This is a genomic window from Thermus arciformis, from assembly GCF_900102145.1.
Classification (GTDB): domain Bacteria; phylum Deinococcota; class Deinococci; order Deinococcales; family Thermaceae; genus Thermus; species Thermus arciformis.
This window is the reverse complement of record NZ_FNBC01000010.1, coordinates 16,684-34,707: the sequence shown is the minus strand read 5'-3', so window position 1 is coordinate 34,707 and position 18,024 is coordinate 16,684. Positions and strand designations below refer to the sequence as shown.

General features: G+C 70.7%; 13 protein-coding genes. 10 read left to right on the top strand and 3 right to left on the bottom strand.

Going from position 1 to position 18,024, the window contains the following annotated elements; all coding sequences use genetic code 11:
* The first annotated feature begins 67 nt into the window (after window positions 1–67).
* The 3 genes from BLP62_RS05160 to BLP62_RS05150 are packed head-to-tail and all read left to right on the top strand — an operon-like array spanning window position 68 to window position 10,148.
* Window positions 68–2,770: a DUF11 domain-containing protein gene (locus BLP62_RS05160; RefSeq protein ID WP_093006538.1), complete on the top strand. Its 2,703-nt coding sequence runs from the start codon at window positions 68–70 to the stop codon at window positions 2,768–2,770.
* Entirely contained in the window at window positions 2,767–7,164 is a 4,398-nt protein-coding gene (locus BLP62_RS14345; protein WP_093006536.1) for a hypothetical protein, read from the top strand. The genes BLP62_RS05160 and BLP62_RS14345 overlap by 4 nt, the downstream gene beginning before the upstream one ends.
* An 8-nt stretch (window positions 7,165–7,172) precedes the next feature.
* Window positions 7,173–10,148 carry a DUF11 domain-containing protein gene (locus tag BLP62_RS05150; RefSeq protein WP_176758145.1) on the top strand — a complete coding sequence of 992 codons (2,976 nt, stop codon included), beginning with the start codon at window positions 7,173–7,175 and terminating at the stop codon, window positions 10,146–10,148.
* A 46-nt stretch (window positions 10,149–10,194) separates the two neighbouring features.
* On the opposite strand, the gene BLP62_RS05145 is transcribed toward BLP62_RS05150, so the two are convergent.
* Window positions 10,195–11,508, bottom strand: a complete 1,314-nt coding sequence (locus BLP62_RS05145; protein WP_093006532.1) for an acetyl-CoA hydrolase/transferase family protein — start codon at window positions 11,506–11,508, stop codon at window positions 10,195–10,197.
* Window positions 11,505–12,566, bottom strand: coding sequence for an alanine dehydrogenase (locus BLP62_RS05140; protein ID WP_093006599.1), 1,062 nt, complete (start codon window positions 12,564–12,566; stop codon window positions 11,505–11,507). Before BLP62_RS05140 ends, BLP62_RS05145 begins: the two co-directional genes overlap by 4 nt.
* A gap of 78 nt (window positions 12,567–12,644) precedes the next feature.
* Between BLP62_RS05140 and BLP62_RS05135 the strand changes: the two genes are divergently transcribed.
* From BLP62_RS05135 to BLP62_RS05120, 4 genes are read left to right on the top strand one after another with little or no spacing between them, the layout of a single operon-like run.
* Window positions 12,645–13,124: a DUF456 domain-containing protein gene (locus tag BLP62_RS05135; protein WP_093006530.1), complete on the top strand. Its 480-nt coding sequence runs from the start codon at window positions 12,645–12,647 to the stop codon at window positions 13,122–13,124.
* Between the two features lie 8 nt (window positions 13,125–13,132).
* A complete protein-coding gene (locus tag BLP62_RS05130) occupies window positions 13,133–13,384 on the top strand; it encodes a glutaredoxin family protein (protein WP_093006528.1) in 252 nt (83 codons plus the stop codon).
* An 8-nt stretch (window positions 13,385–13,392) separates the two neighbouring features.
* The gene (gene lgt, locus BLP62_RS05125; RefSeq protein ID WP_241374149.1) at window positions 13,393–14,223 is read left to right on the top strand and encodes a prolipoprotein diacylglyceryl transferase; all 831 of its coding nucleotides are present in this window, start codon (window positions 13,393–13,395) and stop codon (window positions 14,221–14,223) included.
* A 4-nt stretch (window positions 14,224–14,227) separates the two neighbouring features.
* Complete coding sequence (locus BLP62_RS05120; RefSeq protein WP_093006524.1) at window positions 14,228–15,301, top strand: cystathionine beta-lyase; 1,074 nt, start codon at window positions 14,228–14,230, stop codon at window positions 15,299–15,301.
* Window positions 15,302–15,427: 126 nt separating this feature from the next.
* Here the strand turns inward: BLP62_RS05120 and BLP62_RS05115 are convergent, their stop codons facing one another.
* The gene (locus BLP62_RS05115) at window positions 15,428–15,895 is read right to left on the bottom strand and encodes an Hsp20/alpha crystallin family protein (RefSeq protein ID WP_176758144.1); all 468 of its coding nucleotides are present in this window, start codon (window positions 15,893–15,895) and stop codon (window positions 15,428–15,430) included.
* Between the two features lie 98 nt (window positions 15,896–15,993).
* Between BLP62_RS05115 and BLP62_RS05110 the strand changes: the two genes are divergently transcribed.
* From BLP62_RS05110 to BLP62_RS05100, 3 genes are read left to right on the top strand one after another with little or no spacing between them, the layout of a single operon-like run.
* Complete coding sequence (locus BLP62_RS05110) at window positions 15,994–16,686, top strand: sulfurtransferase (RefSeq protein WP_093006522.1); 693 nt, start codon at window positions 15,994–15,996, stop codon at window positions 16,684–16,686.
* The gene (locus BLP62_RS05105) at window positions 16,683–17,306 is read left to right on the top strand and encodes an MBL fold metallo-hydrolase (RefSeq protein WP_093006520.1); all 624 of its coding nucleotides are present in this window, start codon (window positions 16,683–16,685) and stop codon (window positions 17,304–17,306) included. The genes BLP62_RS05110 and BLP62_RS05105 overlap by 4 nt, the downstream gene beginning before the upstream one ends.
* Entirely contained in the window at window positions 17,294–18,022 is a 729-nt protein-coding gene (locus BLP62_RS05100; protein ID WP_093006518.1) for a zinc ribbon domain-containing protein, read from the top strand. Before BLP62_RS05105 ends, BLP62_RS05100 begins: the two co-directional genes overlap by 13 nt.
* The last annotated feature ends 2 nt before the right edge of the window (window positions 18,023–18,024 follow it).

Here is an 18,024-nt window from a genome sequence, read left to right as displayed (position 1 = left end):
AGGGCTTTTTAGAGGCGCTTTTTGACGAGGTTTTCACAGGGAAGGCGAAGGATGGAGGAGAGGAAGGATGAGGACGCAAGGGGAAAGGAGAGGCATCTGGGGAAGGACCTTCGCCCTTTCCCTCCTCCTTTCCTTCGCCCTCGCCCTCACCCCCGCGGGCACGGTGATCCGCAACCAGGCGGTGGCGGAGGCCTCGGGGGAGCGCTACCTCTCCAACGTGGCGGAAACCCGGGTTCAGGCGGTCTGCCGCCCTCTCCTCTCTCCCGACGGGACCCCGGAGGCCCCGGGCCTGAGGGCGAGCGCCGCCCCGGGGGGCTGGGTCTACCTCCCCTACCGCCTTAAGAACGGGGGAAACGCCCCCTACACCTTCGCCCTGGACCACGCCGTCCACCGGACCTCCTCCTGGAACCCTGAGGGGGTGCGCTTCCACCTGGACCTAAACGGCAACGCCCTCCCCGACCCCGGGGAGCCCGAGGTGGCCGAGGTGGCCCTGGATATGGGAGAGGAGGTGGCCCTGGTCCTGGCCCTGAAGGTGCCCGCCACCGCCTCGGGAAGCCTCTTCATCAGCCCCGTGGCCACCTGCCCCGGGGGGGAACGCGATGGGGAGAACTATGCCCGGGTGGAGGCCTCCCCCATCCTGGAGCCCAGCCTTTCCCTCACCAAGGCCGTAAGCCCCGCCGCCCTCCTCCCCGGGGAGCGGGCCACCTTCACCCTCACCCTGAGGAACTTGGGAAGCGGGGAGGCCGGGGGGCCCATCCTCCTCACCGACCTCTTCGCGGGGCTGGAGGGCTTCCGCTACGTGCCGGGAAGCGCCCGGGCCCCCAAGGGGACTCTGGAGTTCTTTGACGGCGCGGCCTGGCGCCCCGAGGAGCCCCCTTCCCCCCTCGGGGTCCGGCTCCGGCTGGAGAGGCTCCTCCCCGGGGAGGAGGCCACCCTCTCCTTCGGGGTGGAGGCCCTTCCCACCGCCTCCCCGGGGCCCCGGGAGAACCGGGCCCTGGCGGAAGGCCCTGGGGGGCCGGCGGAAGGGGTGGCGGTGGTGGAGGTGCTTCCCCTCTACCTCCACCACCTGGGCCCCGGGGGAAACCCCAAGGCCCTGCCAGGCGGGGAGGGGAGCGGGGACGACCTGCAGGAGGCCCGGGGGCTTGCGGGCCAGCCCTACTGCTTCCGCCACACCCTCCTCAACGAGGGCACCGCCCAGGACGGCTACCGCATCCGGGTGGAGGGCGCCCCGGTGCGCCTCCTCAGCCTCCAGGGGACACCCCTCCCCGAGCCCATCCCCCTGGGCCCGGGGGAGAGCCTGGACTTCCTGGCCTGCTTTGACCCCAGGGAGGCGGGGGTCCTCGAGGCCACCCTGGTGGCGGTCTCCCTGGCGGGGGGCGGGGAGAACCGCACCAGAGACCGCCTGGAGGTCCTTCCCCAAGGCGCCCTTTCCCTCCGCAAAGAGGCGGACCCCGCCCCGGGGACCACCCTGAAGGCGGGGGACACCCTCACCTACACCCTGGTGGTGGAAAACCGCTTCGCCCCTCTTAAGGCCCGGGTGGAGGACCGCTTGCCTTCCTGGGTGGAGTTCCTCGAGGCCAGCGGGGGAAGCTACGACCCGGAACGCCACGCCGTGGTCTTCCTCCTGGACCCCCTGCCCCTGGGGGAGACCCGCCTGTGGGTGCGGGTGCGGGTGAAGGCGGACACCCCGGACGACACCCTCCTCCAGAACCGCTTCACCCTCACCTCCGAGGCCACCCCTAACCCCCTGGTGTCCAACGAGGTGACCCACCCCGTGCTCTCCGTGAACCTGGCCCTGGAAAAGCGGGTGCGCCCCGAGGAGGCCGCCCCGGGGGACGTCCTCACCTACACCCTAAGGGTCACCAACCCCGCCTCCGCCCCCCTGGAGGTGCGCCTAAAGGACACCCCCGACCCCCACCTGGCCTACCTGGAGGGAAGCGCCCGGGGAGGGCGGTGCGGGGGAAGCCTGGGCCCCCTGGAGCCCGAGAGGGAAGGGTCCTCCCTGCGCTGGACCCTCACCCTGGGCCCCAAGGAGAGCTTCTGCCTGGAGTACCGCATGCGGGTCCTCCCCGGGGCCCCGGCCACCTTGCTCAACGTGGCCGAGGCCCAGGGCCTGAGCGCCCAAGGGGCGGCCACCGCCCAGGTCCAGGCCCGGGCCCAGGTGCGGGCGCGGCTTGAAACCCTGGGCCTGGAGCGGGGGGTGTTGCTGGGCCGGGTCTACCTGGACGTGAACGAGAACGGGCGCTACGAGCCCGGAACCGATATCCCCGTGCTCGGGGCCCGGGTGGTCCTGGCCAACGGCTGGCAGGCCCTCACGGACCGGGAGGGCCGCTACGCCTTCCGGGACCTGGACCCCGGGATATGGCAGGTGATGCTGGACCCCGCCTCCGCCCCCTTCCCGCCCCTCCCCCACCCCGAGGCCCTGGGGGAGGGGTACCGCCACGGGGTGCGGGTGCAGGGGCTTAGCGTCTCGGACTTCCCCCTGAAGGCCCCCAAGGGGTTCGTGGAGGCCTACCGGGAGACCACCCTGCGCTTCGGACCCCTCACCCTGGAAAAGCGCCTCCTTCCCGTGGAAGGGGGCTTCCGGGTGGTCCTCCTCCTCCGCTCCCAGGAGCCCCTGGAGGAGCTCACCGTGCGCGACCCTCTGCCCGACGGCACGGAGAAGACCTTCCACTTCGCCCGGTTCGGCGGGGAGGAGGTTCTGCTTTACGAGTACACCCTGGACAGGCCCTTCATGTCCGACCCCGAGGTGCGCTGGAGGTACCCATGAAGCGCATTTTGGCCCTTTTCCTCCTCTTGTTTTCCGCCCTGGCCCAAACCGGAGGTCCTACGGGGGAGGTGCACATCCGGGCGGTGGTGGTCTTTCCAGGTGGGGAAGCCCCTACCCGGGTGATCCTCCGCCTTGGGGACCTCGAGGCCCCCGTGGACGGGGAAAAGACCCTGGCCCTGCCCCAGGGCCGCTACCCCCTGGCCGTGCTCGCCGAAGGGGCCCGGGTGGAGGCCCCCAAGGAGGTGGAGGTCCTCCCCGGAAAGCGGCAGGAGGTCCTGGTGCGCCTCCTGCCGGAGGTGGCCCTGAGCCTCGCCCCCGAGGAGGTCTACCTGCGGGTGGGCGAGGAGGGGGAGGTGGTCCTCACCGCCACCACCCCTTACCCGGGCCTCCTCCCCGCCGAGCTCTCCTTGGCCCTGCCGGAAGGGCTCGCCCCCCTGGGCGCCCCCAGGGCCCAAGGGCCCCTCACCAAGGACCGCCCCTTCCCCCTCAAGGTGCGCTTCCTGGCGGAGAAGGAGGGGACCTACGCCCTCCAAGGCCTCCTCGCCCCCTGGGAGCTTAGGGCGGAGGGAAGGGTGGTGGTGGTCCGCCCCGCCACCTTCCGCCTCACCAAGGAGGCCCTCACCCCCGAGGTGGAGGCGGGGGGAGTGGCCCGCTTCCGCGTCACCGTGGTGAACGAGGGGGACGAGGAGGGGAGGGCCCTCCTCCTGGACCGCTTCCTGGGAGGGGAGGAGCGGCGGGAGGTCTTCCTGAAGGCCAAGGAGGGGCGGAGCTACGAGTTCGCCTTCCCCGTGCCCCTCGAGGCCCAAGGGACCCTGGTGAACCGGGCCGAGCTTTCCACCGGGGAAAAGGCCGAGGCGGAGGTGCGGGTCCTCAGGCCCAAGGCCCACCTGGAGCGGAGCCTCCCCCACCGGATTTACCTGCCCGGGGAGGAGGTGGCCCTCGCCCTCCGGGTGGAGAACCGGGGCGAGGCCCCCATGCGCTACGTCCTGGAGGACGCCTGCCCCGACTGGCTGAGCCCCCTGGGGCCCGCCCGCTTTGAGGGCTACCTCAAGCCCGGGGAAGGGGCCCTCCACACCTACCGGGCCCGGGTCCTCCTGGGGCCCGAGGCGGAGGGCACCTGCGCCGCCACCCTGCGCACCCCCACGGAGACCCTGCGGGCGGAGGTGGCCCTGGAGAGGCGGCTTCTCCTCCTGGGGAAGGAGGCCGACCCCCCGCGCCTCCTGGAGGGAAGCCAGGGGGGCTTCCGCCTCCGGGTGAAGAACCCCGCGGACCACCGGGTGGAGGTGGAGCTCAAGGACATCCCGGGCCAGGGCCTCGGCATGGACCCCTGGAGCGAGCGGGTGGCCCTGGAGGCGGGGGAGGAGAGGACCTTCGCCCTTCCCTTCCGGGCCGAGGCCGTGGGCGAGCTGGAAAACGGGCTTTCCGCCTTCCTCGGGGAGACCCCCGCCGCCTTCCCCGTCAAGGCCAAGGTGGCCGTCCTTCCCCTCCTCGCCCCCGAGCGGGTCTCGGTGGTGCGCCTGCCCTTCCGGGTGGAGGGGGAAGGGGACGCCCTCCTCCTGGGCTTCAGGCCGCCGGAAGGGGCGGAGTACAGCCCAGGCTCCGCCCGGCTGGACGGGAGGCCCGTGGAGGAGCCGAGGGTCCTCCCGGACGGCACCCTGGTCTGGCGCCTCCCCTTCGCCCGGGAAGGCCTCCTGACCCTCACCCTCCTCCACACCCGGGCCCTGCCGCCCCTCCCCGAGCCCGCCCTCACCCTCCTCCGCCTGGACCGGGAGCTTCCTCTAAAAGGGGAGCTTCGCCTAAGGGACTACGAGCGGGCCAAGCCCCTCTCCGCCAAGCGCAGGGGGCTCATCCAGGAGCCCATGGACGGGGCCATCGTGCAGCAGGAAGCCGTGGCCTTGAAGATTGAGGCTCCCCTTGGGCCCATCGCCGTGCGGGTGAACGGCGTTGAGGTGGAAAGCCGCCTCCTCGGGGAGGCCCAGTACGACGAGGGGCGCAAGGTGCAGCGCCTGGCCTACTACGGGGTGCCCCTCCTCCCCGGCAGGAACGTGGTGGAGGTGGAAGGCCCAGGCTTCTACGACAAGGTGGAGGTCTTCCGGCCCGGGCCCCCAAAGGACCTCGTCCTGGAGCCCGTGCGCCTCAGGGCGGACGGGCGCACCCCCCTGGAGTTCCGCCTGAAGGCGGTGGACGGGATGGGCCTCCCCACGGGCTTTGGCTTCGCCACCCTCGAGGCCACCCCCGAGCCCGTGGCCCCGGACGCGAGCCCCCTGGAGCCCGGCTACCAGGTGCTCCTGCGGGACGGGGTGGGGACGGTGATGCTTAAGCCCCTCCTCACCCCCCAGGAGGTGCGCCTCCGGGCCCGCTTCAACGAGCTGGAGAGGTCCTTCCGCCTCTTCGCCGGGGGCTCCCAGGAGGCCCTTTGGCTCGCCCAGGGGAGCGTGGGCGTGGCCTACGACCCCAAGGAGGGGCGGCCCCGCTTCTTCGGCCTCGCCCGGGGCTACGTGGAAACCCCCCTGGAAGGGGGCTTCCTCCAGGGGGCCCTGGACACCACGGGGGGGCTTTCCCGGGCCCCCGAGGCGGGCTTCTTCCCCGTCACCGGCTCGGGGGAGGAGGCCAGGCGCCCCCTGGCCTCGGACGACCCCGTGGCCTTGCGCTACACCACCCCGGAGTACACCCTCGCCTACGAGCGGGGCCCCCTGGCCCCGGGCCTTGGGGAGGCCACCGCCCTCCGCCTCACCACCCGGGGCGACGCCAGGGTGGAGGCCTTCCTGGCCCTCCTCCCCAAAGGCCAGGTGCGGGAGGAGATCGTCCCCGACGGCACCGCCTTCTACCGGCTCTCCGGAAGCCCCGCCCCGGGCTCCCTCCGCCTCTTCCTGGTGGAGGGGGGAAGGACCAGGGCCCTGGAGGCCGGGGTGGACTACACCTACGAGTTCCTGAGCGGGGAGATCGTCCTGGCAAGGCCCCTCGCCCCCTTCACCCCCGGGTTCGCCCCGGTGCGCCTCGTGGCGGAGTACGCCCCCCTCTCCGCCCCCCGGGAGGAGCTCGCCCTGGGGGCCCAGGCGGCCTACGAGGCGGGCCCCTGGCGCTTCGGGCTTGGGGGGTACCTGCGCCTGGACCTCCAGGGCTTCGCCTCCCAGGGCTACGCCCTGGGGGCCTCCTTGGCCTACGGGGAAGGGGGAAGCGGGGTGGGCCTCGAGGCCGCCTTCGCGGGGAAGTGGCGCTTCGGCCTCTCCGCCGCCCTGAGAGAGGGGCCCCTCGAGGCCCAGGGCAACCTGGCCTACGAGGAGGGCGGGGAGGTGCAGGGGGCCTTCCGGGCGGCCTACGACCTGGGCTTCGGGGCGGTGGCCCTGGAGCACACCACCCCCGCCCGCACCGGGCTCGTCTACGAGGCGAAGCTCGCCCAGGGCCTCCGCTTCGGCCTGGGGGCGGGCTACGCCTGGCGGGAGGGAAGCCTTTACCTCCTGGGCCGGGCCGCCTACCAGGAGGGCCGGGCCCGCTTCGGCCTCTCCCACGCCTACCTCCTGTCCGGCGGGCAGGAGACCCGCCTGGACCTCCTCTGGCCCTTAGGGGAAGCCCTGGAGGCGGAGGGAAGCCTGGCCTACCTCTGGGGGGAGGGCCTGCAGGGGGCCTTTGGCCTGCGCCAGCGCCTGGGGAGCGCCAACCTGGCCCTCTCCTACCAGCTCCCCACGGCGAGCGGGGAGGGGAACCGCGCCCGCTTCGGCCTGGAGGCCCCCCTTCCCCTCACGGAAAACCTCTCGGCGAACCTGGGCCTTTACGCCCTCTACGCCTTCTCCGGGGGGCAGGGGGAGCTTGGGGGAAGCCTCGGCCTCCGCTACGCCCGGGAGGGCCTGGTGGCCACCTTCGGGGTGGAAGGGGCCCTCGGCCCCAAGCTCACCCTCCGGGGCGGGGCGGCGGGGAGCCTGGACCCCGAGAACACCCTGGGCCTGGACCTCGCCCTCTCCCTCCTCCCCGAGGTGAAGGGGCGCTTCAGCCTGGCCTACGCCCTCCGCTCCCCGGTCCTCTCCCTCCTCACCTACCACCGCTACGCCACGGAGACGGGCCTTCTGGAGGGGCAGCTTGCCGCCGCCTACGCCCCTTCCCCCGCCTTCTCCGTGCGCCCGGCCTTCGGCTACCGCTACCCCTTCCCTGACCCAGAGGGGGCCACCTACGCCCTCGGGCTTTACGCCACCCTCTTCCCCACGGAGCTTCTGGGCCTCGGGGGCGGGGCCGCCTACACCTTCCAGCCCGCCACCGGGGCGGGGAGCCTAAGCTTCTCCGTGGAGGGCACCCTGCGCTTTAGCCCCCTCTGGCTCTCCTTGGGCTACCAGTTTGGGCCCAGCCTCTTCGCCCCCGAGGGGGTCTACCTGAGGCTGGACGTCTTCGGAGGGAGCCGATGAAGTTCTGGATGAGAGCCATCTTGGTCCTCCTGGTCCTCCTCCCGGGCCTCGCCCAGGCTCAGGTGGTCAGGCCCTTCGCGAAGCGCTTTGAGGCCAACGAGCGGGGCGAGATCCGCATGGTGGGCAACACCCTGATGTGCGCCCAGGGCTCAGGAACGTACGGTTGCAACACCACGGCGATGAATAACCCGAATGCGCTCAACAACACACTCAATATGATCTTCCTGAACGCCGACCCCGCCAACCCCACCTGGCCTGCGGGAAGGGGAGGCTCCAGCGCCGCCCAGCTCAGCCTTCCTCCCGGCGCCCAGGTCCTGTGGGCGGGCCTCTACTGGGGAGCTAGGGCTGGCCAGAGCGCTTCCGGGCGGAACACCATCTACCTCAAGCCCCCGGGGGCCACGGCCTACCAGGCCGTCACGGGCTCCCTTCTCGGCACCATAACAGGTGCCACCCCCAGCCCCTACGTGGCCTTCGCCGACGTCACGGGCCTGGTGCGCTCGGCGGGGAGTGGCTCTTACTGGGTGGGCGGCATCGTGGCGCAGACGGGAACAGATACTAATATTGGCTTTTACGCGGGCTGGAGCCTGGTGGTGGTCTACCGCGACCCCAGCGCCACCTTCAAGAATCTGGTGGTCTACGACGGCCTAGCGAGTGTTAGTAGCGGTAACAACGTGCTCATCACCCTCTCGGGCTTCCTCACCCCCTTGGTGGGCCCCGTGAACGCCCGGGTGGGGGCTTTGGCCTACGAGGGAGAGGGGGGCATCACCGGGGACCAGCTCCTCCTCAACAGCTCCGCCTTGAGCGACGCGCAGAACCCGGTGAACAACTTTTTCAATAGTTCCATCTCTGACCTGGGAAGTCGTTTCACCAACAAGACCCCGGACTTCGTGAACCATATGGCTGTGGACGTGGACCTGGTGGACGCCACCGGGAAAATCCCCAACGGGGCCACCTCCGCCACGGTCCAGTTTTCTTCTTCGGGAGACGTGTACTTCCCCGCGGTCATGGCCTTCGCCGTGGACCTTTACCTCCCCGACCTCGTCACCACCTTCACCAAGACCGTCTCCGACCTCAACGGCGGGGACCTCCGGGTGGGGGACCTCTTGGAGTACGCCGTGAGCTTCACCAACACCGGCCTGGACGGGGCCACCAACGTGGTGGTGGTGGACCCCATCCCGGCGGGCACCCAGTACGTCCCGGGAAGCCTCCGGGTGGTGCAAAACGCTCTGGGGGCGCCCACCGGCACCTTCACGGACGCCCCCGGTGACGACATCGCCGAGTACAGCCCAAGCTGCCCCGAGGCCGGGGGAGGGCCTTGCGTGCGCTTCCGGCTCGGCACCGGGGCGAACGCCAGCCAAGGGGGCCTCATCCCCCCCGGGCAAGGGGCGGAGGTGCGCTTCCGGGTGCAGGTCCTCCCCGAGGCCGCGGGCAGCACCCTCGTCAACACCGCCAGGGTGAGCTACAACGCCCAGACCCTGGGGACCAGCTACAGCAAGGAAGCCACCGTGAGCGCTTCGGTCACGGTGGTGGGCTTCACTCTGGCGGGCCAGGTCTACCACGACCTCGAGCCCAACGGCCTCAAGTCCCCCGGGGAGAGCTGGAGCGACGGGGCCACGGTCTGGGTGAAGCTCCTCCAAGGGGGAAGCGTGGTGGCCCAGGCCCAGGTGGACCCGGGAAGCGGCGCCTTCAGCTTCACGGGCGTGGCCCCGGGGAGCTACACCCTCTTCCTGGACGACAACAATAACCCCTCCGACACCACCCCCACCCCCCCTTCGGGCTGGCTCTTCGTCAACCCCCCCTCGGGTAGCCTCAGCGTGAGCGTGTTCCAGGACCTCTCCGGCCTGGACTTCGGCCTCTTCCACGGGGCGAGGCTCGTGGGCACCGTCTTCTACGACGACGGGGAAGGGGGCGGGGCCGCCAACGACGCCTGGCAGACGGGCGGGGAAAGGGGCGTCCCCGGCGTGGCGGTCACCGCCCAGGGAAGCGCCGCCCGCTCGGCCACCACCGACGGCCAGGGCCGTTACGTCCTCTACGTCCCCTGGAACTTCGGCCCCTTCACCCTCTCCCACCCCTTGCGCCCGGCCACGGGCTGGAACGACGGGAGCACGGCCCACAAGGTCCCCAGCTGGGCCGGGGCGCAAAACCCCGCCTTCCCCACCCTGGACGCGGCGGCCATCGCCGGAACCGAGGTGGCCCGCAACTTCGGCGTGGTGCGGGAAAGCCGCTTTTATCCGCCGCAAACAGGCCTGGCGGCAAGCCCCGGGGTGGTGGCCTACCCCCACCTCTACCGCCCGGGCACCCTGGGAAGCCTCACCCTCTCCCTGGCCAACGCCCCCTCCTGGCCGGTCCAGGTCCGGGTGGACGGGAACTGCGACGGGGACTTTGACGACCCCGGGGAGGGCTTCGCTTCCCTGCCCCAGACCCTCCCCGTGGGCCCCTCCTGGCCCCGGGAAGCCGACGGGAGTCTGAAGGCCTGCGCCCTGGAGGCCCGGGTCCTGGTGCCCCCGGGGGTGCCCGCGGGGGCCGTGGACGTGGCCCTCCTCCAAGGCGCCCTCGCCTGGGCCAACAACCCCGGGGTGGTGGACCTCCGGAGCCTCGCCGACACCACCACGGTCTCGGGGGGCGAGGTCCGCCTGGAGAAAAAGGTGCGGAACGTCACCCAGGGCACGGGCTTCGGCACCCGGGGGGAGGGGAGGCCGGGGGAGGTGCTGGAGTACTGCGTGACCTACCGCAACCTGGGCACGGCCCCCGTGAGCCAGTTCCTCCTCACCGACCCCATTCCCTTCTTCACGGACCCCCTCCCCTCCGTGCCCGACTACGGGGGGAAGGCCATCCGCTGGAGCCACGGAAGCGCCACCCTCTACCTCACCGCCTCCCCAGCGGACGACGCCGGGGAGATCTCGGGCGGGGTGGTGCGGGTGGAGGTGGGCAACGTGGGCCCGGGGGAGGCGGGGGAGGTCTGCTACCGGGTCCAGATCCGCTAAGGCCTTTTGGGGCCCCCATGCTGGCGCAAGCCAGCATGGGGTGGTGTTAGCCCCCCTGGAGGCCCACCCCAGGGTAGCTCCGGGGGAGAAGCCTCCGCTCCCAGGCGGCCTTTAGAAGCTCTTCCCGGAAGTCGGGGTGGGCCACCCCGATGAGGGCCAAGGCCCGCTCCCTCAAGGAGCGGCCGAAGAGCTCAGCCACGCCCCACTCCGTGACCACGTAGTGCACGTCCGCCCGGGTGGTGACCACCCCCGCCCCCGGCTTGAGGTAGGGGACGATGCGGCTATGCCCCTTGGCCGTGGAGGGCAGGGCGATGATGGGCTTTCCTCCCTCGCTCCTTGCCGCCCCCCGGATGAAGTCCAGCTGGCCGCCGAAGCCCGAGTAGATGCGGGTGCCGATGGAGTCCGCCACCACCTGGCCCGTGAGGTCCACCTCAATGGCCGAGTTGATGGCCACCATCTTGCGGTTTTGGGCGATGACGAAGGGGTCGTTCACGTAGTCGGCGGGGTGGAGCTCAAAGAGGGGGTTGTCGTGGACGAAGCGGTAGAGCCGCTCCGAACCCAGGACGAAGGTGCCCACGATCTTCCCGGGGTGGAGGGACTTTTTCGCCCCGGTGATGAGGCCCTTTTCCCAGGCCTCGAGGACCCCGTCGGAGATCATCTCCGTGTGCACCCCGAGGTCCTTGCGGCCCTCCAGGCTCGCCAAGACCGCGTCGGGGATGGCCCCGATGCCCATCTGCAGGGTGGCCCCGTCCTCAATGAGGCCCGCCACGTGCTCCCCGATCCTCCGCTCCACCTCGCCAAACCCCTCCCGCTTGAGCTCCGGCAGGGGCCAGTCCAGCTCCACGATGGCCGTGAGGCGGGAGACGTGGACGAAGGTGTCCCCCAGGGTTCTCGGCATCCTGGGGTTTACCATGGCGATAACGATGGGGGCGGTCTCCACCGCCGCCTTCGTGGCGATGACCTCCACCCCCAAGGAGCAGAAGCCGTGCTCGTCCGGAGGGGACACCTGGACGATGGCCGCGTCCAGGGGGAGGATGCGCCGCTTGAAGAGCCAGGGCACCTGGTGGAGCATGATGGGCACGTAGTCGGCCCGGCCCTGGTTCACCGCCTCCCGGTCGGCGGGGCCCACGAAGAGGGAGCGCCTTCTGAAGTGCCCCTCCATCTCCAAAGAGGCGAAGGGGTCTTCCCCCATCTGCAGGAGGTGGACGAGCTCCACGTTTTCCAGCTCGTCCTTGCGGGCGGCGAGGGCCTTGAGGAGGGGGGTGGGGGTGGCGGCGTTGCCGGAGACGAAGACCCGCATCCCGGACCGGATCAGGCCCACGGCGTCCTCGGGGGAGGTGAGCTTCTTGCGGTAGCTCATTCTAGGTGGCCTCCTTTCTGGCCCAGGAGGAGGTAGGCCCCCTGGCGGAGCTCGGGCACCGCCAGGGGGTCTTCCGCCATCCGCAGCAGGAAGGGCAAGAGGGTGGCGGTGAGGGCGTGGCTTGCGGTGCGGGGGACGAGGGCGGGGACGTTGGGGAGGCAGAAGTGGGTGACCCCCATCTCCTGGTAGACCCCCACCCGGCTGGTCTCGGCGATGCCCCCCTGGTCTATGGCGAAGTCCAGGAGGACGCTTCCCGGGCGCATGCGGGCGAGGAGGTCCCGGGTGAGGAGAAGGGGGGTGCGCTCCCCGGGGACGGCCACCGCCCCCACCAGGACGTCGGCGAAGGCCACGTAGCGCTCCAAGCGGCTTTGGGTGACGAGGGCGGTGACGGCCCCCGGGGCCTCCCGGGCCGCCTCCTCCAGGGCGGGAAGGGCGTGGTCCAGGAGGTAGACCGAGGCCCCGGCCCCCAGGAAGGCCTTCCCCGCCGCCCGGCCCAAGACCCCCGCCCCCAGGACCACCACGTCCGCCGGGGGGATGCCGGGCAGGCCCGAGAGGAGCACCCCGGGGCCCAAGGGGGCCTCGAGGAGCCGCCCGGCGAGCTGGGGGGCGAGCCGCCCAGCGATCTCGCTCATGGCCTTGAGCACAGGCCGCCTCTCCCCTTCCCCCACGAGCTCGTAGCCGATGGCGGTGAGGCCCTTCTGGGCCATGGCCTCCACCAGGGAGGACTCCGCCACGGCCAGGTGCAGGAAGCCGAAAAGGGTGGCCCCGGGGCGGAGGAGGGCCACCTCCTCGAGGGTGGGGCGGGCCACCTTGAGCACCACCTCGGGGCGGCCAAAGGCCTCCTCCCGGCTCACCAGCCTGGCCCCCGCCGCCTCGTAGGCCTCGTCGGGGAAGCCCGCCCGCTCCCCCGCCCCCCGCTCCACGTAGACCCGGTGGCCCAACGCCACAAGCTCCCGCACCCCTTGGGGGGTGAGGGCCACCCGCCCCTCCCGCACCTCCCCCGCGAAGAGGGGGAGGTTTTTGAGGGTCATGCGCTCCTTAGGTAGGCCGATGTCCATACGCCCCAAGCTTACGGGAAGCCGCCCAAGGCAGATGTCCCTTTCCCTTCTCATGGGCCTAGGCCCTAGGCTTTTCCCGTGGACGCCTTCGCGGACTGGCTCTTCGTGGCCCTATGGCTCCTCGGGGTCCTCCTCACCTTCCTCCCCCTGGTGCCCGCCACCTTGGTCATCCTCCTCGCCGCCTTCCTCCATGAGGTCCTCCTGGGCTTCCGGGAGCTTTCCCTGGGGGCGTGGGCCGTCCTCGGGGCCCTGGCCCTTTTGGCCATGGTCCTGGACAACCTGGCGGCCCTCTTTGGGGCCAGGCGCTACGGGGCGGGCCGGGCGGGGCTTTGGGGGGCCTTTTTAGGGGGGCTCCTGGGCCTCTTCTTTGGGGTCTTGGGGGTCTTGGCCCTCCCCTTCCTCCTCGCCTGGCTCTTTGAGTACCTCTCGGGTAGGCGGCCGGAGGAGGCCCTACGGGCGGCCTGGGGCACCCTGGTGGGGCTCATGGGGGGCGTGGTGGCCAAGGTGCTCGTCCACCTGGCCATGGGGCTTTGGGTCCTCCGCCACATCTTCCCCTAGGCCAGGGTATGCTTTCCCCCATGGAGCTCGTCTTCGTCACCCGGGAAGGGTGCGGGCTTTGCGAGAAGGCGGAAAGGGCCCTCTGGACCCTGGGGGTGCCCTACGTGCGCCGGGACGTGGACCGCGATCCGGAGCTCTTCGCCCGGTACACCTTCCGCGTCCCGGTGCTCCTTTGGGGGGAAGAGGTGCTCCTGGAAGGGGCTTTCGGGGAGAAGGAGCTCGCCGAGCGCATGGCGGCGCTTCTTGGAGGCCGGGAATGAGCCCCACCATGATCCAAATCGGCCCCTTGAGGGTCCAGTGGTACGGCTTTCTCCTCACCCTGGCCATCTTCATCGGCTTTGAGCTCGCCAAAAGGCGGCTCAAGGCCTGGGGGCTGGACACGGAGCGCTTTGAGACCGTGGCCTTCTGGGCCGTGGTGTGGGGGGTGGTGGGGGCGAGGCTCGGGTACGTCCTCACCTCCCCCGGTTACTTCCTGGAAAACCCCATGGAGGTCTTCTACATCTGGCACGGGGGGCTCTCCTTCCACGGGGCCGTGCTGGGGGGGGCGCTCACCTTCTACTACTTCCACCGGAAGCGGGGTTACCCCTTGTGGCCCTACCTGGACGCCGCCACCCCGGGGGTGGCCTTGGGCATCGTGGCCGGGAGGATCGGCAACCTCATGAACGGCTCCGACACCGCGGGCCGCCTCACCTCCTTGCCCATCGGCTTCACCTGGCCGGAGTGGGCCAAGGGCTTCCCGGGGGTCTGCCCGGGCATAGACGACATCTCCCAGGTCTACCGGTGCGCCGAGCTCCTCCGGGGCCCCGTGCACCTCACCCAGGTCTACGGGGCCCTGGTGGGGCTCATCCTCCTTCCCCTCTCCTTCTACTGGCTAAGGAAGAAGCCCTTCTACGGCTACGCCTTCTGGAACTTCCTCCTCTGGTACAGCGTCCTCCGCTCCGTCCTGGAAGAGCCCTTCCGGCTGAACCCCTTGTGGCTTCCCGTTTACCGGAACGAGGAGCTCGGCATCGGCCTCTTCACCGCCACCCAGGTGGTGAGCGTTTTCCTCGTCCTCCTTTCCCTCTACATGCTGAGGCGCCTGGGCCGGGGGGTAAGATAACCCCATGGAGCTTCCGCCCCGCCAAGACTCCCTGAAGTGGAGCGCCTACCCGGAGGACGTGCTGCCCCTTTGGGTGGCGGACATGGACTTCCCGGTGGCGGAGCCCGTGCGCCGGGCCATCCGCGAGCGGGCGGAGGGGTTTTTGGGCTACCCGCCCCGGGAAGGGGACCCGGAGCTCAAAGCCCTCCTCCTGGAGGGGGTGGGCCTCGAGGGGGAGGTGGCCTTCATGCCCGGGGTGGTGGTGGGGCTTTACGCCGCCGTGGCCGCCTTCACCGCCCCCGGGCAGGGGGTCTTGACCCAGGTGCCCGTCTACCCCCCCTTCCTCGCCGCCATCCGCGAGCAGAGGCGCACCCTCCTGGCCAACCCCTTGCGGGAAACGGAGGAGGGCTACCGGCTGGACCTCCCGGGCTTGGAGCGCCTGGCCTTCGCCACAAGGCTTCTCCTCTTCTGCCACCCCCAAAACCCCACGGGCCGGGTCTTCACCGAGGAGGAGCTAGAGGGGGTGGCGGCCATCGCCCGCAAGCACGACCTCATCGTGGTCTCCGACGAGCTCCACGCCCCCCTCACCTACGAAAGGCCCCACGTCCCCCTGGCCCGGTTCCTCCCCGAGCGCACCCTCACCCTCCTGGGGCCGGGCAAGGCCTACAACCTGGCGGGCCTGCCCATAGGGGCGGTGGTGGGGCCCAAGCCCCTGGTGGAGGCCTTAAAGCGCCACCTCCCCCACACCTTCCCCAACGTCTTGGCCATGGCCGCCTGGAAGGCGGCTCTGAGGGAAGGGGGGCCCTGGCTGAAGGCCACCCTGGAGCGGCTTAAGGCCAACCGGGACCGGGTGGCGGCCTGGGCCAAGGAGGTGGGCCTCGGCCACTTCCCCCCGGAGGGCACCTACCTGGCCTGGCTCAAAACCCCCATCCCCAAGGCGGCGGCCTACCTCCTCCGGGAGGCCCGGGTGGCCCTGAACCCGGGGGAGACCTTCGGGGAGGGGTACGACCGCCACGTGCGCCTCAACTTCGCCACCTACCCCGAGGTGTTGGAGGAGGCCCTGAGGAGGCTCCAAGGGGCCCTAAGCCAAAGCCGATAAGTACCCCATTCCTTCGCCCGGCTGGCCCGAGGACCCTTTGCCGGGGCCTCCAGGCTGGCTTGGGCCAGCCCGGGGTGGCACAAGAAAACCCCCCTGGGAAGACCCAGGGGGGTTTTCAGGGCGAGGCTACTGGACCACCTCAATGGGGATCCGCTTGGCCCGGGCCTCGGCCACCTTGGGCAGGGTGAGCCGGAGGATGCCGTGGCGGAACTCCGCCTTGGCCTCGTCCGCCTTCACCTCCACGGGCAGGGTGAAGGTGCGCACGAAGGAGCCGTGGGGGATCTCCTGGAGGTAGTAGCGGCGGGCCTTGGCGTCCTCCTGGGGCTTCACCTGGCCCCGGACGGTGAGCTTGGTGCCCTCGAGGCTCACCTCCAGGTCCTCAGGGGAGAGGCCGGGCACGGCCATCTCCAGGACCAGGGCTTCGTCCGTCTCGTAGAGGTCCGCCGGGGCCACGTAGGCGGTGGCGAGGGGCCGGGCGAACTCGCCCATCACCTCCTCAAAGAGCCGGTTGGCCTCCTCCAGAAGGGAAAGGGGTCCCCAGGTCCGGAAGGGGGTGATCTCCGTGGGGCGTGCGTCCCTGCGCACCAGAGCCATATCCATCACCTCCAGATACACTTATAACATCTGCGCGCCCTTTTGTCAAGTACCCTCACTTCTTCCCGCTTACCCATGCGCCCCTTATAATCAGGCCCATGGACCTGCCCAGGGACGCGGTCCTGGTGGACACCCGCCCCCGGTCCGCCTACGAGGCGGGCCACCTCCCGGGGGCCCGGCACCTGGACCTCTCCGCCCCCAAGCTCCGCCTGCGGGAGGAGGCGGAGCTTAAGGCCCTGGAAGCGGGGCTCACGGAGCTCTTCCAGACCCTGGGCCTCAAAAGCCCCGTGGTCCTCTACGACGAAGGGCTCACCAGCCGCCTCTGCCGCACCGCCTTCTTCCTGGGCCTGGGGGGCCTCGAGGTGGCCCTTTGGACCGAGGGCTGGGAGCCCCAGGCCACGGAGAGGGAGGAGCCCAGGCCCGAGCGGACGGACACCGTGGCCCGCCTGCGGCGGGACTGGCTCCTCACCGCCGACGAGGCCGCCCGCCACCCCCTCCTCCTGGACGTGCGGAGCCCCGAGGAGTTCCGGGGGGAGGTCCACCCCCCCTGCTGCCCCCGGGGCGGGCGCATCCCCGGGAGCAAAAACGCCCCCCTGGAGCTCTTCTTAAGCCCAGGGGGGCTTCTTGAAAGGCTCGGGCTTCAGCCGGGGCAGGAGGTGGGGGTCTACTGCCACTCCGGGGCCCGGAGCGCCGTGGCCTTCTTCGTCTTAAGGAGCCTCGGGGTCCAGGCCCGGAACTACCTCGGCTCCATGCACGAGTGGCTCCAGGAGGGCCTGCCCACCGAGCCATGAGGGTCTTCCCCCTTACCCTAGGCCCCTTGGGGGAAAACGCCTACCTGGTGGAAACCGGGGAGGGGGCGGTTCTCATTGACCCCGGGGACGAGCCGGAAAAGCTCTTGGCCCTCTTCCAAAATACGGGCCTCACCCCCAAAGCCATCCTCCTCACCCACGCCCACTTTGACCACGTGGGGGCCGTGGCCCCCCTGGTGGAGGCCCTGGACCTCCCCGTCTACCTCCACCCCCTGGACCTCCCCCTGTACGAAGGGGCGGACCTCGCCGCCCGGGCCTGGGGCTTCGCCATCCCCAAGCCTCCCCTTCCCGTGCGGCCTTTGGAGGAGGGCATGGCCCTTTTCGGCTTCCAGGTCCTCCACCTTCCCGGTCACAGCCCCGGCCACGTGGCCTTCTACGACCCAGAAGGAGCCCAGGTCTTCTCCGGGGACCTCCTCTTCCGGGGCAGCGTCGGCCGCTACGACCTCCCCGGGGCCGACCCCAAAACCCTTTTTCGCTCCTTGAAGCGCCTCCTCGCCCTCCCCCCAACGACCCGGGTCCACCCGGGGCACGGGCCCGGGACCACCCTGGGCCTCGAGGCCCGGACGAACCCCTTCCTCGCCGGGTTAGAATGGGAGGCGTGAACGGGGCGGAGGCACTGAGGGCACTCTACGCGCTTCAGGAGAAAGACCTGGAGATAGACCGATTGCGCAAAGAAGCGGAGAGCCTCCCCGAGGAGCTCGTCTCCGTAAGGTCCCAGGTGGAGGCCCTGGAGGCCGAGCTCGCCGACCTCTTGGAGCGGCAGGCGGAGCTGCGCAAGAGCTACACCCGGCACAGCCTGGACATAGAGGACCTCACCGCCAAGGAGAAGCAGGCGGAAGCGGAGCAGCGCCAGGCCCAAAGCGCCCGGGAGCAGACCCAGTACGAAAACCGCATCCAGCAGATCAAGGACCGCATCCGGGAACTCCTGGAGCTCTCCACCCCCATCATGGAGGCCATGGAGGAGGTGGAGGCCGAGATCGCCCGGGTGGAGGAGGCCCTGGCGGGCCTAAGGCCCCGTTTAGAGGAGCTCTTCCAGGAAAACGCCAAGAGGGTGGAGGCCCTGGAAGAGGAGATCCTGAGGCTAAAGGAGGAGCGGGAGGCCATGGCCCAGGGCATCCCCGCCCCCGTGCTCAAGGAGTACGAGGCCATCCGCCGGGCCCGCAAGGGCACGGGCGTGGTGCGCATGCTCCGCCAGGGCCAGGTCTTCCGCTGCGAGGGGTGCAACGTAGTCCTGCCCACCCACGTGGCCCAGAAGGTGGTCCAGGGGCAGCTCACCCGCTGCCCCTCCTGCGGCCGCCTCCTCTGGAAAGGGGAATAGCC